Below are 12,280 nucleotides of genomic sequence, written 5' to 3' on the forward strand. Positions count from 1 at the left end.
TCTAGACCTCCACCGTTGCCAACGCCGCCAAGGCCGCCTTCGTGTCCTGAACAAAAACCCTCACCACTTCCCCCAGCACCCATACCGCCGGGGAAGAAACCGCTACCTTTCCCGCCGCCACGTCTTCCAGGGTGGCCGGCACCCTGCTTTCCCTTGGGGTGGTGGCCTCCATAACAAAGAGGGTGGGCTCATCCGGCCTTCTGCCGAGGCGGATAAGCTCCTTGGCGATCCACGCTCGCCTCTTCACCCCCATGAGGACCACCAAGGTGGGTACCTGGGCAAACGCCCTCAGGTCCGGGTAACCCCCATCCTCCAGGACGCCGGAGACCACAGCGAACCCTGAGCTCAAACCGCGGTGGGTAAGGGGAAGCCCCGTGGCCAGGATGCTGCTCACGCCAGGCACCACCTCCACCTCTATCCCATGGGTAGCCAGGAAGAGGGCCTCTTCCCCGCCTCTGCCAAGGACGAAGGGGTCCCCTCCCTTAAGCCGGACCACATAGGGAAAGGCCCGGGCGTAATGAAGCAAGAGGCGGTGAATGGTTTCTTGCTTACCGCTTTCCCCCTCCCTCTTGCCCACATCCACTTTTTTTCCGGTTATTAGGGAAAGGATCCTGCCATCTACCAGCCGGTCGTACAGGACCACGGGGGCTTCCCTGAGCAGGCGGTAGGCCTTCAGGGTGAGGAGGTCGGGATCTCCTGGCCCGGCTCCCACCAGGTAGACCTTAGCCATGGACCACCCCCCGCCAGACCAGCTGAGCACCGATGAAGAGAAGCCAGAGGAGGAGGGCTACCCGGAAGGGCTGCTTGGGCACGCGGGTGGCCACGAGGGCCCCCAGGCTGGCCCCCACGATCCCTCCTAGGCTTAGGGAAAGGAGGAGCTTTGGGTCCACCTGGCCGAAGTGGAGGTGCACCCCACCCCCCACCAGGGAGAGGACCAGGCCGAAGAGGATGGTCGTGCCCACCACCTGCTGGGGGGTAAGGCGGGTGGCGTAGAGCAGGAGGAGGCTGCCCAGGGTCCCTGCTCCTGACGAGGAGAAGCCCACCTTGAGGCCAATCCCGAAGGCGGCGGGAGGCAGGAGCCAGGGCCGTTCCCGGCTTAGGGTTAGCCGGGCTAGGCTCCGGTAGAGCCCAAGTCCCGCTGAAACCACCACGGTGAGCCCCACCAGGAGGAGGACCATGTCCTTGGCCCCCTTAATAAGGTGAACCAGGAGGAGGCTGCCCAGCAGGACCCCGGGGAGCCCCCCCAAAAGGAGGAGGCCCAGCACCCTACCCGCCACCTGGCGCCTAAAGAGGTAGACGGCGCCGGCGGGAACCTTGACCAGAAAACCGAAAAGAAGGGCCGTGCCCACCGCGATCTCCGGGGAAAGGCCCAGGCCCAGGATGAGGAGGGGGACGGTGATGGAGCCGGCCCCCACCCCGGTGATCCCGATGACGAAGGCGATGAGGAAGCCCAGAAGAAAGGCCATCTATGCCTCCTTTGGGTGGAGATGGATTCCACACTCCAGCTTGCCCTTGCCCGCCCAACGGCCGGAGCGGGGGTCCTTGGGGTCTAGGGGCTTAGCCGTACAGGGGGCGCAACCGATGGAGAGGTAGCCCTGATCGTAAAGGGGCAGGTAGGGCAGGTCGGCCACGGCCAGGTAGGCAAACACCTCCTTGAGGGTCCAGTCGTAAAGGGGACTCACCTTCTTCAGGCGATGGCCGCTCTTCAGAAGGGCTTCCTCCACGGGCTTTAGGTTAGCCCGGGTGGGGGACTGCTCCCGTCTAAGCCCTGTGAACCAGGTGTCGTAGTCCTCGAGGGCCCGGAATAGCGGGTCCACCTTGCGGATCTGGCAGCAGCGGGTGGGGTCGGTCTCGTAGAGCTTCCCGTAGAGGCGTTCCTGCTCCTCCCGGGAAAGGCTTGGGGAGAGGTTGATGAGCTGGAAGCCAAGCTTCTCCTTTAGGGCATCCCGGTAGGCGTAGACCTCCGGGAAGTGGTAGCCGGTGTCCAGGAAGAGGACGGGGATGTCGGGTTTCTCCTCCAAGAGGAGATGGAGCACCACCACGTCCTCTGCTTGGAAACTGCACGTGAAGCAGGGCCTTTGGCCTTCTGCTAGGGCGTCCCGGATAAGGGCCTTGGCGCTTGTTACCTTGTCCATGGCTGGACCTCCGCAAGGACTTCCTCCACCTTTTCCTTGGCCCTGGTCAGGCCGGCCTCCGGATCCAGGTCAAGTTCCTCTAAGGCCAAATCCACTAGGCGGTACCAAAGCCGCTTGCGCTCTTCGAAGCAGGGGATCTCCGCTATCCGTGGCCTAAGGCGGCGCAGATAGGCTACAAGTTCCCCGTACTCTGGACCCAAAAGCCGAAGAAAACGCTCCTTTAGGCGCACCGCCAAGGCAGGGGCAGCCCCAGAGGTGGAAAGGGCCACCACCAACTCCCCCCTTCGCACCACGGCGGGGAGGATGGCGGTGGCGTTTTTCGGGTCGTCCACCGCCACCAAAAACACTCTTCGCCTTTCCGCTTCTGCCTTTACCTGGGGATGGATCCCCTTGTCCCGGGGATGGCTCACCACCAGGAAGAAGCCCTCGAGGTCCCCTTCCCGATAACCTCGGGGAAGCCAGCGGATCCTTCCCTCCTTGGCCAAGTCTGCCAGATTCCAATGGTCCTCCTCGGCCAGGACGGTAACCTGGGCCTGGGCCTCCAAGAGGGCTTGGAGCTTGGCCCCCGTCTCCGGGCCGCCGGCGATTAGGAGAACCGGCCTGTCCCTCAGGTTCAGCATGAGGGGAAAGTAGGTCATGCCACCTCCCGGTACAGGCGTAAGAAGCCCTGGAGCATGCTTCCTAGCCGCTCCTGCTCATCCACGTAGAAGGGCTGCACCCCCCACTCCCTTAAGGCATCCGCGGTAACCCGGCCCACGGCCAGGGCCTTTACCTCGTGCTGGAAGGTTTTCCTTAGGTCCGAGGGGTTCCGGGCTCCCTCAAACAGGAATTCCACCTGGATGGCGGCTACAAAGGCTACCGCTTCCACCTCTTTGGCCAAAATGGTCTCCTCCAGAAGGCGGATTCCCTCAGGGTCCGGCAGGTGGCGGTAAGGCATGAGGGGGAGAACCGCATAGCCCCTTTCCTCCAAGGCCTGTTCCAGGAGGGGTAGGGGCTTGCCGTAAAGCTGGAGGGCGGCCACTCCAGGCCCTTGGGGTAGGAGAGGCAAGAGGCTTGGTGTGGTCCCGTCTCCTACCCCATGAGGGGCAAGCCCTAGGTCCCTGAGTACCCGGGCGGCCTTGGTCCCCCGGGCCAAGCGGAGGGCTTTCTCCAGGCTCCCCTTCAGGTCTAGTTCCAAAACCCGCCCTCCTTCCATAAGCTCCCTTACCCCTATCCCGGTGGTGGCCACGAAGAGATCCACGCCTTCTCCCAGCCGCCGGAGATGGTCCTGGTATTCGGGAACGGGTACCTTTTCCGTGGCCTGAACAGGGAGAAGGAGGGGGATTAAGCCTAGCTTTGTGGCCAGGGATTTGAACTCTTCCCTCCTCCTGAGACCGGCATAGGCGATGCGCATCCCCAACCTCCCTTACACCGCGCACTCCCCACGGCCTAGCTGCACCCGGAAGGTTTCCCCTTCCGCCCCCAGATCCTGGTAGTACTCTGGGGCTTCCTCATAGGAAGGAATAGTCTGGAGGTCCTCGAGGAGGGGCTTGAAGGAGGCGGCCCCCACCCGGTCCAAATAAGCCTGGAAACTTTCGCCCTGCTCCCGTTCCTCCTGGTAGCGCTTCAGGATCCTTTCCACCGCCTCAGGAGTGCGCCGGGCAGGAATCCGAGCCACTACTTGGCCAAAACGGGCCTCCCCCTCCCGGGTGCGCCCGCCCAGAAGGAGGGTGTAGTGGGGAACCTCCCTTTCCCCTACCTTGCGGCTCGACCCGTAGAAGCCGATGTCGGCAATATGGTGCTGGCCACAGGAGTTGGGGCAGCCGGAGATCTTGATGCTGATGGGCCGGACCATTGGGTCCTGGACCAAGGCAAGGCTCGCCAAGTGGGCTTCCAAGGCCTGGGCCAGGCCCCGGGAGTGGGTGATGGCCAGGTTGCAGGTGTCGGCCCCGGGGCAGCGGGTGATGTCCAGGAGGGTATGGGCCTGGGGCTGGGCCAGCCCGGCTTGGAGGAGGGCCTCATAGAGCCCGCCCAAGGCCTCCTCGGGTACATAGCGAAGGAGGAAGTTCTGGCTGATGGCGCTCCGAACTTCCCCGGCGTAGACCTCGGCGATCTCCGCTAAGGCCCTAAGCCCCTCCGGGGTGATGTCCCCCAAAGGCAGGCGTACGGCTACGGTGTAGAAGCCTGCCTGCTTCTGGGGGTAAAGGTTGGTCCTGCGCCACTCGTCAAACCCCGGGGCGAAGGAGAAGGGCTTCCTCGGGGGTGTGGGAAGCCTGGGGGGTTCGGGCTCTGGGGGCGGGGCCCAGGCCTTCAGGTCCTCGCCGCTTGCCGTGAGCTTCACCAGGCGCCTTTCCTCCCGCACGGCCTCGCGGAAGGCGGCGATGCCCCACTTCTTCACCAGGAACTTGAGCCGGGCCTGGGTGAGGACCTTGCGGTTCCCGTAGCGATCAAAGAGGCGGATGATGGCCAGCATGGTGGGGAGGAGGTCCTCCTCTGGGGTAAAGGGTTCCAAAAGTTCCGCGCTCATGGGAGCCGCTCCCAAGCCCCCGCCCACATAAAGGCGGAAGCCCCTCTTGCCCCCTTCCACCGCCGCCACCGCCCCGATGTCGTGGATGGGGGTGCGGGCGTGGTCCGTAGGGCACCCCTCAAAGGCGATCTTGAACTTCCGGGGGAGGTTCTGGCCCACGGGATGGCGGAGGAAGTAGCGGTAGGTGGCCTCGGCATAAGGGGTCACGTCAAAGGGTGCCTCGGGGGAGACCCCGGCGTAGGGGCAGCAGGTGATGGCCCGGATGGAGTGCCCGCAGGCCTCGCGGGTGGTGAGGCCCACGGCGTTCACCGCCCGGAGGACCTTGGGGACATCCCGGCGGTGGACATGGTGGAGCTGCACCGCCTGGCGGGTGGTGACGTGGGCGAGGCGGTTTTCCGTGTACTGCTCCGCCACCTCCGCAAGGACCCGGAGCCCCTCGAGGCTGATTCGCCCCACGGGAAGCTTGATGCGGATCATGTGGTGCTCGGGACGGCCCCGTATGCCGTAGATGCCGTTTTTGAGCCGGTAGACCCGGAAGTCCTCGGGGTCTTCCTCCCCCGCCTCGAGGCGGGCAATCATGGCCTCCAGATACTGGATTTCGGCTTCGGCCTCCACGCTGAGTCCTGCCATTCCGCCTCCTTTTCCCCCTCCCCGGGGGATTGCCCGGCATAATATACCATTGAGTGTATGAAAGTCAAGAGTATATGCCCTGTTCCCCAGGTCGGGTTTTAGAGAGCCCCGCATGCTATAGTGGAAGGGACAGGCTAGGGGTGCCCCAATGGAGGGGCTGAGAGCTGGGTTTCTCCCAGCAACCCTTAGAACCTGATCCGGGTAATGCCGGCGGAGGGAAGCCTATGCGGAAGACCCTAATCCCCCAAAACCCCACCTCCTTTGGGCCGCGTGGGCCTTTCCCGCTGGCCTGAAGGGGGTGAAAGCTTGCTGGGAAGGCTATACCTGGTGGTGACCCCGAGGCCCGGTTGGTCCATGGCGGAGGTGCTGGATCGGACGGAACGGGCCCTGGCGGGTGGGGTGGAGGTCGTGCAGCTTCGGGCCAAGGACTGGGAGGCGAGGCCCATCCTGGACCTGGGGGAAAGGATGCTGGCCCTGGCCCGACGGTATGGGGTGCCCTTCTTCCTCAACGACCGGCCGGACCTGGCGGCTCTTCTGGGAGCGGATGGGGTGCACCTTGGCCAGGGGGACCTGACGCCCGCAGAGGCCCGGCGCTTCTTTCAGGGGATGGTGGGCCGCTCTACCCACGCTCCCGAACAGGCCCTAAGAGCCCTCGAGGAAGGAGTGGACTACCTCTCCATAGGCCCTGTGTGGGAAACCCCCACCAAGCCGGGGAGGCAGGCCGCGGGCCTGGGTTATGTGCGCTGGGCCCGGGAGAACCTGGGGGAGAGGCCCTGGTACGCCATCGGCGGCATCACCCTGGAGAACCTGGGGGAGGTTTTGGAGGCCGGGGCGCGCCGAGTTGTGGTGGTCCGCGCCATCCTGGACGCTGAGAACCCCGAGCGGGCGGCCCAGGCATTCAGGGAGCGGCTTTATGGTGTGGCTTAACGGGGAGGCTAAGCCCCTCGAGGGCAAGACGCTCAGGGAGGTTCTGGAGGAGCTGGATGTGGATCTTTCCCGGGTGGCGGTCCTCCTCAACGAGGAGGCCTACCTGGGGCGGGAGCTTCCTCACCACGTCCTGAAGGAGGGGGATGTGGTGGAGGTGGTCACCCTCATGCAAGGAGGCTAGATGGACACCTGGAAGGTCGGGGACATAGAGCTTAAAAGCCGTCTTATCCTGGGCTCGGGCAAGTTCCGGGACTTCGGGGTGATGCGGGAGGCCATAAAGGCTGCGGGGGCCGAGGTGGTCACCGTGGCCATCCGCCGGGTGGAGGCCAGGATGCCCGGGCATGTGGGTCTCCTCGAGGCCTTAGAGGGCGTGCGCCTCCTGCCCAACACAGCAGGTGCCAGGACGGCGGAGGAAGCGTTGAGGATAGCCCGGCTGGGCCGGGTCCTCACCGGGGAGAGGTGGGTGAAGCTGGAGGTGATCCCTGACCCCACCTATCTCCTCCCCGATCCCGTGGAGACCCTGAGGGCGGCGAGGATGCTCATCGATGAGGGCTTCCTGGTCCTGCCCTACATCGGTCCTGACCTCGTCCTGGCCAAGAAGCTTTCGGAGCAGGGCACGGCTACGGTGATGCCCCTGGCGGCCCCCATCGGCTCCGGCTGGGGGGTGAAGACCCGGGCCCTTTTGGAGCTCTTCGCCCGGGAGAAGGCCTCCCTGCCCCCGGTGGTGGTGGATGCAGGGCTTGGCCTCCCTTCCCATGCAGCGGAGGTGATGGAGATGGGTTTGGACGCCGTGCTGGTGAATACCGCCATTGCCGAGGCCCAAGATCCCGTGGCCATGGCTGAGGCCTTTCGTTTGGCTGTGGAGGCGGGGAGGAAAGCCTTTTTGGCCGGCCCCATGCGACCCCGGGAGGTGGCGAGCCCCTCGAGCCCCATGGAGGGCATCCCTTTGGGAGGTCCTAAGCCGTGAGGGTAGAGGTGGCGGTGGTGGGGGCGGGGATTATCGGAACCCTCGCTGCCTACGAGCTCAGGAAGCGGGGGCTTTCCGTCCTCCTCCTAGATGCCGGTAAGGAGGGAGCGGCTACCCTGGCCAGTGCGGGGATGCTGGCTCCTTATCCCGAGGGGCTTTCCGGGGAGGTTTTGGAGGCGGCCCTTTTCGGCCTAGAGTACTATCCAGGCCTCCTCGAGGAGCTTGCCGCCAAGGGATGGAAGGTGGAGGCGGGGTTTAGCGGCACCCAGGTGGTGGCCCTGTCCCAGGTGGAAAAGGAGGCCTTGGCTGCTTTCCCGTCAGGGAAACAACCAGCGGCCCAGGAGTCCTTGTCCTACCCGGTTCGGGGTGGAAGGGGAGCGCGTACCTTCCCTGGCGGGTATGTCCATCCCAAGGCCCTCCGCGAGGCCTTACTGAAAGCTTTGGAGGTCATGGAAACCCCTTTCCTTCAAGCCGAGGTGGAGGAGGTGAAGGAAGGGGGAGTGCGAGGGCGCTGGCGGGAGGAGCCCTTTACCGCCCAGGCCCGGTTCGTCCTCCTGGCCGTGGGCGCCTGGGGTAGCCGATTTGGCCTTGGGGTCCGGCCCCTGAAGGGGGAGGCCTTGGTCCTCGAGGGCCCGGCTCCTCCTGCCCCCCTTTTCGCCGGGGAAGGGTACCTCCTTCCCCGGGAGGGTGGGGTATACGTGGGGGCTACCCAGCGAGAGGGATGGGCTCAAGGAGTGGATCTATTCGGCCTAAGGTGGCTTTCCGACTACGCCCACGAGCGCTTTCCCCTGCTGGCAGGGGCCAGGTTCCGGGAGGCCCTTTGGGGGTACAGGCCGGTAGGAGAGCTTTTCGTGGGTGAGGTGGAAAGGGGAGTGCTGGCTGCGGTGGGCCATGGAAGGAACGGCATCCTCCTGGCCCCGTGGACGGCGAAGAGGATTCTCGAGCTTTTGGGGGTGTAGCTATGACCCAGCTGGAAGCGGCAAGGAAGGGCATCGTGACCGAGGAGATGGCTTACGTGGCGGAGAAGGAGGGGGTTTCCCCTGAGTTTGTGCGGGAAGGGGTGGCGTCGGGGCGGATCGTGATTCCTAGGAACCCCAACCACCGCACCCTTCGGGACTTCAAGGGGATCGGGGAAGGGCTCAGCGTGAAGGTGAACGCCAACCTGGGTACTTCCTACGACTACGTCAACCTCGAGGAGGAGGTGGAAAAGGCCAGGGTGGCCATCCAGTACGGGGCGGACACCATCATGGATCTCTCCACAGGGGGGGACTTGAAGGCCATCCGGGAAAGAATCCTCGAGGTGGCCACCGTTCCTTTGGGCACCGTGCCCATCTATGAGGCGGAGTTCCGCGCCGCCAAGCGGAAGAGCTTCTTCGACATGTCCGCGGACGAGCTTTTCGAGGTCATAGAGGAACACGGGCGGCAGGGGGTGGACTACATCACCGTGCACGTGGGGGTTACCCTGAAGAACCTGGAGGTTTACCGGAATTCCTCCCGGACCACGGGGATTGTGAGCCGGGGGGGCGGGCTCATGGCCGCCTGGATGCTCCACCGGGGAGAGGAGAACCCCCTTTACGCCCGCTTTGACGACCTTTTGGACATCGCCCGCACCTACGACATGACCCTTTCCCTAGGGGATGGGCTTAGGCCTGGCTCCTTGGCGGACAGCACCGACCGGGCCCAGATCGCCGAGCTCCTCACCATCGGGGAGTTGGTGGAGAGGGCCCGCCGGGCGGGGGTGCAGGCCATGGTGGAAGGACCGGGCCACATTCCTTTGAACGAGGTGGCCACCAACGTGCAGATCCAGAAGAAGCTCACAGGGAACGCCCCCTTTTACATCCTGGGGATGCTTCCCGTGGACACCGCCGCGGGCTTCGACCACATCGCCGGGGCCATCGGAGGCGCCTTGGCCGGTTGGATGGGGGCGGATATGCTCTGCTACCTGACCCCGGCGGAGCACCTGGGCCTGCCCACCCCTGAGCACGTGAAGGAAGGGGTGATCGCCTTTAAAATCGCTGCCCATGCCGCCGATGTGGCCCGGGGGAACCCGCGGGCTTTGGAGAGGAACCGGCGCATGTCCGAGGCCCGCTACCGCCTGGACTGGGAAGGCCAGTTCGCTCTTTGCCTTTATCCTGAGGAGGCCCGCCGCCTCAAGGAGGAGCGGGGCTCGAGGACCAAGGCCTGCAGCATGTGCGGCCCCTTCTGCCCCATGAACCTGGTGGAGGCCGTCCTCAAGGGAAGGGCACGCATGGAGCTTCCCGTAAGCTAGAGCCATGGACCCCATCGCCCGCTTGGACCGCCTGCCCTTAGGGAGGCCCCACCTTAGGCTCCTTTTCCTCCTGGGGCTCGGCTGGGCCCTGGACGCCATGGACGTGGGCCTCATCGGCTTCACCCTGCCCGCCCTCACCCGGGAGTTCGGCCTAAGCCCCGTCCAGGCGGGGCTTTTGGGAAGCGTGGGCCTTTTGGGGATGCTCCTGGGGGCCGCTTTGGGGGGGAGGCTTGCCGACCGCCTGGGGCGGAAGGCCGTCATCGGCTATAGCCTCTTCCTGGCAGGGTTAGGAAGCCTCCTCACCGCCCTAGCCCCCTCCTTGGCATGGGTCTTCCTCTTCCGCTTCCTCACGGGGCTTGGCCTGGGGGCTGAGCTCCCCGTGGCCGCAAGCCTCATGGCCGAGTGGAGCCCCTTGCGCCTCAGGGGGCGGATGGTGGTCCTCCTCGAGGCCTTCTGGGCCGTGGGCTGGCTCCTTGCGGCCCTCCTCGGCTACCTCCTCGTGCCCGAGTACGGCTGGCGGTTGGCCTTCCTGGCCGGGGCCCTTCCCGCCCTCTACGCCGCCTACCTGAGGCTTTCCCTCCCCGAGTCCCCCCGCTGGCTCATGGCCCGGGGGCGGGTGGGGGAGGCGGAGGCCCTGGTCCGGGCCTGGGAGGGGGCCTTCGCGGGGCCCCTGCCTGAGCCCAAGGCCGCGGAGGTCCCTAGGCCCTTGCCCTACGGGGCCCTTTTCCGCCCCCCCTATGGCCGGCGCACCCTCTTCATCGCCCTGGCCTGGCTGACCCTGAACGCGGGGTATTACGGGGCCTTCATCTGGCTTCCTTCCCTCCTCGTGGCCCAGGGCTACACCCTGGTCCGCTCCCTGGAATATGTCCTCCTCATCACCCTGGCCCAGCTTCCGGGTTACCTCCTGGCGGCCTTCCTGGTGGAGCGGGTAGGGCGGAGGCCGGTCTTGGTGGGCTTCCTCGGCCTTTCCGCCCTTTTCGCCTACCTCCTTGGGCAGGCGGGAAGCCCGGGGGAGATCCTCCTCTTCGGGAGCCTCCTCTCCTTCTTCAACCTGGGAGCTTGGGGGGCCATCTACGCCTACACCCCGGAGCTTTTCCCCACCGCCCTAAGGGGGAGCGGGGCGGGCCTGGCCGCGGCCTTGGGCCGGGTGGGGGGGATTTTGGCCCCCTACCTCACGGGCCTCCTCCTTAGCCCCTTGGGGCCAGGGGGGGTTTTGGCCCTCCACGGGGGGCTCCTCCTCCTTGCGGGGCTTTTTGCCCTCCTCGTGGGGGTGGAGACCCGGGGTAGGGCCCTGGAGGGGGTATGAAGGTCGCTTTGACCATCGCTGGCTCGGACTCCGGGGGCGGGGCGGGGATCCAGGCCGACCTCAAGGCCTTTACCCGCTTCGGGGTCTACGGGGCAAGCGCCCTCACCCTGGTCACGGCCCAGAACACCCTGGGGGTCCAAAGGGTCCACCTTCTTCCCCCGGAGCTGGTCTACGCCCAGATCCAGAGCGTGGCCGAGGACCTCCCCATCCATGCGGCCAAGACCGGGGCCTTGGGGAACGCGGAGATCGTGGAGGCCGTGGCCCAGGGGGTGAGGCGCTATGGGATCGCCCCCCTGGTGGTGGACCCGGTGATGGTGGCCAAGGGGGGGGATCCCCTCCTCGCCCCGGAGGCCGTGGAGGCCCTAAAGGGGGAGCTTTTCCCCTTGGCCTTCCTCATCACCCCGAACCGCCTCGAGGCGGAGGCCCTCCTCGGGACCCCCATCCGCACCCTAGAGGAGGCGGAGGAGGCCGCGCGGGCCCTCCTCGCCTTGGGGCCTAAAGCCGTCCTCCTCAAGGGGGGGCACTTCGGGGGGGAGGAGAGCGTGGACCTCTTGGCCACGGGGGAGGGGGTCCAGGCCTTCCGCGCCCCCAGGGTCCCCACCCGCAACACCCACGGCACGGGCTGCACTCTTTCCGCAGCCATCACTGCCCTCCTGGCTTTGGGAAAGCCCCTGGAGGAAGCCGTGGCCGAGGCCAAGGCCTACCTCACCCGGGCCTTGGAAACCGCTCCTTCCTTGGGTCAGGGCCATGGCCCCGTGAACCACTTCGCCTAGTTCAGAGGGCGGTAGCCCCGCCGTCCACGGGAAGAATTGCCCCGGTGATGTAGTCGGAGGCCGGGCTTGCCAGGAAAAGCACCGCTCCTCCCAGCTCCCCGGGTTTCCCGGGACGCCCCAGGGGCAGGGTGGCCTTCAGGAAGGCCTCGGCCTTGGGCAGGACCTTCTCCGTCATGCGGGTGGGGAAAAACCCAGGGGCTAAGGCGTTCACCCGAATACCGAACCGGCCCCATTTCACCGCCAAATCCCGGGTAAGGGCGATAAGCCCACCCTTGGAAGCGGAATAGCCCACGGCATCCAGCACCTCCGGGTACTCCCCCTTGAGCCCTGCCACGGAAGCAATGTGGATGATCTTGCCGTAGCCCCTTTCCCGCATGCGCTGGGCGGCGGCGCGGCTTGCCAGGAAGGCCCCCACCAGGTTGACCTCGAGGACCTCCCGTACCTTTTCCACCGGCATCTCCCAGGAGGGGGCCCCCCAGGAGATCCCGGCGGCGTTCACCAGGATGGTGAGGGGGCCAAGCTCCCTCTCCACCTCCTCCGCGATGGCCTCGAGGCGGGTCTCATCCCGCACGTCCCCCTCCAAATACAAGGCCTCGCCCAGGGCCTTTTGGGCCTCCTCCAGGAAGCTTGCCCGCCGGGCCATGACGGCCACCCTGGCCCCCGCCTCCTTGAGGGCTAGGGCCGCCTCGAGGCCAAGCCCCCGGGATCCCCCCGTCACCAGGGCTACTTTGCCGTTCAGGCGGAATTGCTCCAGGAACATAGTCCCC

General features: G+C 65.9%; 14 protein-coding genes and 1 riboswitch. Of the genes, 7 read left to right on the forward strand and 7 right to left on the reverse strand.

The features are described 5' to 3' along the window. Nucleotide 1: 1 nt before the first annotated feature. The 6 genes from cobA to F604_RS0106350 are packed head-to-tail and all read right to left on the reverse strand — an operon-like array spanning nt 2 to nt 5,271. On the reverse strand, nt 2-730 hold the full coding sequence (cobA, locus tag F604_RS0106325) for a uroporphyrinogen-III C-methyltransferase (RefSeq protein WP_019550905.1): 729 nt from the start codon (nt 728-730) through the stop codon (nt 2-4). Beyond that, on the reverse strand, nt 723-1,466 hold the full coding sequence (locus F604_RS0106330; protein WP_019550906.1) for a sulfite exporter TauE/SafE family protein: 744 nt from the start codon (nt 1,464-1,466) through the stop codon (nt 723-725). The genes cobA and F604_RS0106330 overlap by 8 nt, the downstream gene beginning before the upstream one ends. Next, nucleotides 1,467-2,135, reverse strand: coding sequence for a phosphoadenylyl-sulfate reductase (locus tag F604_RS0106335; RefSeq protein ID WP_019550907.1), 669 nt, complete (start codon nt 2,133-2,135; stop codon nt 1,467-1,469). Then, the gene (locus F604_RS0106340) at nt 2,123-2,773 is read right to left on the reverse strand and encodes a precorrin-2 dehydrogenase/sirohydrochlorin ferrochelatase family protein (protein ID WP_019550908.1); all 651 of its coding nucleotides are present in this window, start codon (nt 2,771-2,773) and stop codon (nt 2,123-2,125) included. The genes F604_RS0106335 and F604_RS0106340 overlap by 13 nt, the downstream gene beginning before the upstream one ends. Further along, a complete protein-coding gene (locus tag F604_RS0106345; RefSeq protein WP_026329025.1) occupies nt 2,770-3,528 on the reverse strand; it encodes a uroporphyrinogen-III synthase in 759 nt (252 codons plus the stop codon). The genes F604_RS0106340 and F604_RS0106345 overlap by 4 nt, the downstream gene beginning before the upstream one ends. Nucleotides 3,529-3,540: 12 nt before the next feature. Further along, a complete protein-coding gene (locus F604_RS0106350; RefSeq protein WP_019550909.1) occupies nt 3,541-5,271 on the reverse strand; it encodes a nitrite/sulfite reductase in 1,731 nt (576 codons plus the stop codon). A gap of 126 nt (nt 5,272-5,397) precedes the next feature. Then, a riboswitch (TPP riboswitch) is annotated at nt 5,398-5,507 on the forward strand. 70 nt (nt 5,508-5,577) lie between these two features. Here F604_RS0106350 and thiE point away from each other — a divergent pair. From thiE to thiD, 7 genes are read left to right on the forward strand one after another with little or no spacing between them, the layout of a single operon-like run. Continuing rightward, on the forward strand, nt 5,578-6,198 hold the full coding sequence (gene thiE / locus F604_RS0106355; RefSeq protein ID WP_026329026.1) for a thiamine phosphate synthase: 621 nt from the start codon (nt 5,578-5,580) through the stop codon (nt 6,196-6,198). Beyond that, nucleotides 6,185-6,379 carry a sulfur carrier protein ThiS gene (thiS, locus tag F604_RS0106360; RefSeq protein ID WP_019550911.1) on the forward strand — a complete coding sequence of 65 codons (195 nt, stop codon included), beginning with the start codon at nt 6,185-6,187 and terminating at the stop codon, nt 6,377-6,379. The genes thiE and thiS overlap by 14 nt, the downstream gene beginning before the upstream one ends. Next, nucleotides 6,380-7,165, forward strand: a complete 786-nt coding sequence (locus tag F604_RS0106365) for a thiazole synthase (protein WP_019550912.1) — start codon at nt 6,380-6,382, stop codon at nt 7,163-7,165. Continuing rightward, nucleotides 7,162-8,124, forward strand: coding sequence for an FAD-dependent oxidoreductase (locus tag F604_RS0106370; protein WP_019550913.1), 963 nt, complete (start codon nt 7,162-7,164; stop codon nt 8,122-8,124). The genes F604_RS0106365 and F604_RS0106370 overlap by 4 nt, the downstream gene beginning before the upstream one ends. Before the next feature lie 2 nt (nt 8,125-8,126). Next, entirely contained in the window at nt 8,127-9,434 is a 1,308-nt protein-coding gene (gene thiC, locus F604_RS0106375; RefSeq protein ID WP_019550914.1) for a phosphomethylpyrimidine synthase ThiC, read from the forward strand. 4 nt (nt 9,435-9,438) lie between these two features. Further along, the gene (locus tag F604_RS0106380; RefSeq protein ID WP_019550915.1) at nt 9,439-10,740 is read left to right on the forward strand and encodes an MFS transporter; all 1,302 of its coding nucleotides are present in this window, start codon (nt 9,439-9,441) and stop codon (nt 10,738-10,740) included. Then, nucleotides 10,737-11,513, forward strand: a complete 777-nt coding sequence (gene thiD / locus F604_RS0106385) for a bifunctional hydroxymethylpyrimidine kinase/phosphomethylpyrimidine kinase (RefSeq protein WP_019550916.1) — start codon at nt 10,737-10,739, stop codon at nt 11,511-11,513. The genes F604_RS0106380 and thiD overlap by 4 nt, the downstream gene beginning before the upstream one ends. Nucleotide 11,514: 1 nt before the next feature. Here the strand turns inward: thiD and F604_RS0106390 are convergent, their stop codons facing one another. Continuing rightward, nucleotides 11,515-12,273: an SDR family oxidoreductase gene (locus tag F604_RS0106390; RefSeq protein ID WP_019550917.1), complete on the reverse strand. Its 759-nt coding sequence runs from the start codon at nt 12,271-12,273 to the stop codon at nt 11,515-11,517. Nucleotides 12,274-12,280: the final 7 nt, after the last annotated feature.

Source organism: Thermus scotoductus DSM 8553, assembly GCF_000381045.1.
GTDB classification, from domain to species: Bacteria; Deinococcota; Deinococci; order Deinococcales; family Thermaceae; genus Thermus; species Thermus scotoductus.

Excerpts from the sequence above, each read along its gene's own strand:
- thiS (WP_019550911.1), top strand. The coding sequence starts at position 6,185 with ATGGTGTGGCTTAACGGGGAGGCTAAGCCCCTCGAGGGCAAGACGCTC.
- F604_RS0106345 (WP_026329025.1), bottom strand. The coding sequence starts at position 3,528 with ATGCGCATCGCCTATGCCGGTCTCAGGAGGAGGGAAGAGTTCAAATCC.
- thiD (WP_019550916.1), top strand. The coding sequence starts at position 10,737 with ATGAAGGTCGCTTTGACCATCGCTGGCTCGGACTCCGGGGGCGGGGCG.
- F604_RS0106390 (WP_019550917.1), bottom strand. The coding sequence starts at position 12,273 with ATGTTCCTGGAGCAATTCCGCCTGAACGGCAAAGTAGCCCTGGTGACG.
- F604_RS0106365 (WP_019550912.1), top strand. The coding sequence starts at position 6,380 with ATGGACACCTGGAAGGTCGGGGACATAGAGCTTAAAAGCCGTCTTATC.
- F604_RS0106330 (WP_019550906.1), bottom strand. The coding sequence starts at position 1,466 with ATGGCCTTTCTTCTGGGCTTCCTCATCGCCTTCGTCATCGGGATCACC.
- F604_RS0106380 (WP_019550915.1), top strand. The coding sequence starts at position 9,439 with ATGGACCCCATCGCCCGCTTGGACCGCCTGCCCTTAGGGAGGCCCCAC.
- thiC (WP_019550914.1), top strand. The coding sequence starts at position 8,127 with ATGACCCAGCTGGAAGCGGCAAGGAAGGGCATCGTGACCGAGGAGATG.
- F604_RS0106350 (WP_019550909.1), bottom strand. The coding sequence starts at position 5,271 with ATGGCAGGACTCAGCGTGGAGGCCGAAGCCGAAATCCAGTATCTGGAG.
- F604_RS0106340 (WP_019550908.1), bottom strand. The coding sequence starts at position 2,773 with ATGACCTACTTTCCCCTCATGCTGAACCTGAGGGACAGGCCGGTTCTC.
- F604_RS0106335 (WP_019550907.1), bottom strand. The coding sequence starts at position 2,135 with ATGGACAAGGTAACAAGCGCCAAGGCCCTTATCCGGGACGCCCTAGCA.
- cobA (WP_019550905.1), bottom strand. The coding sequence starts at position 730 with ATGGCTAAGGTCTACCTGGTGGGAGCCGGGCCAGGAGATCCCGACCTC.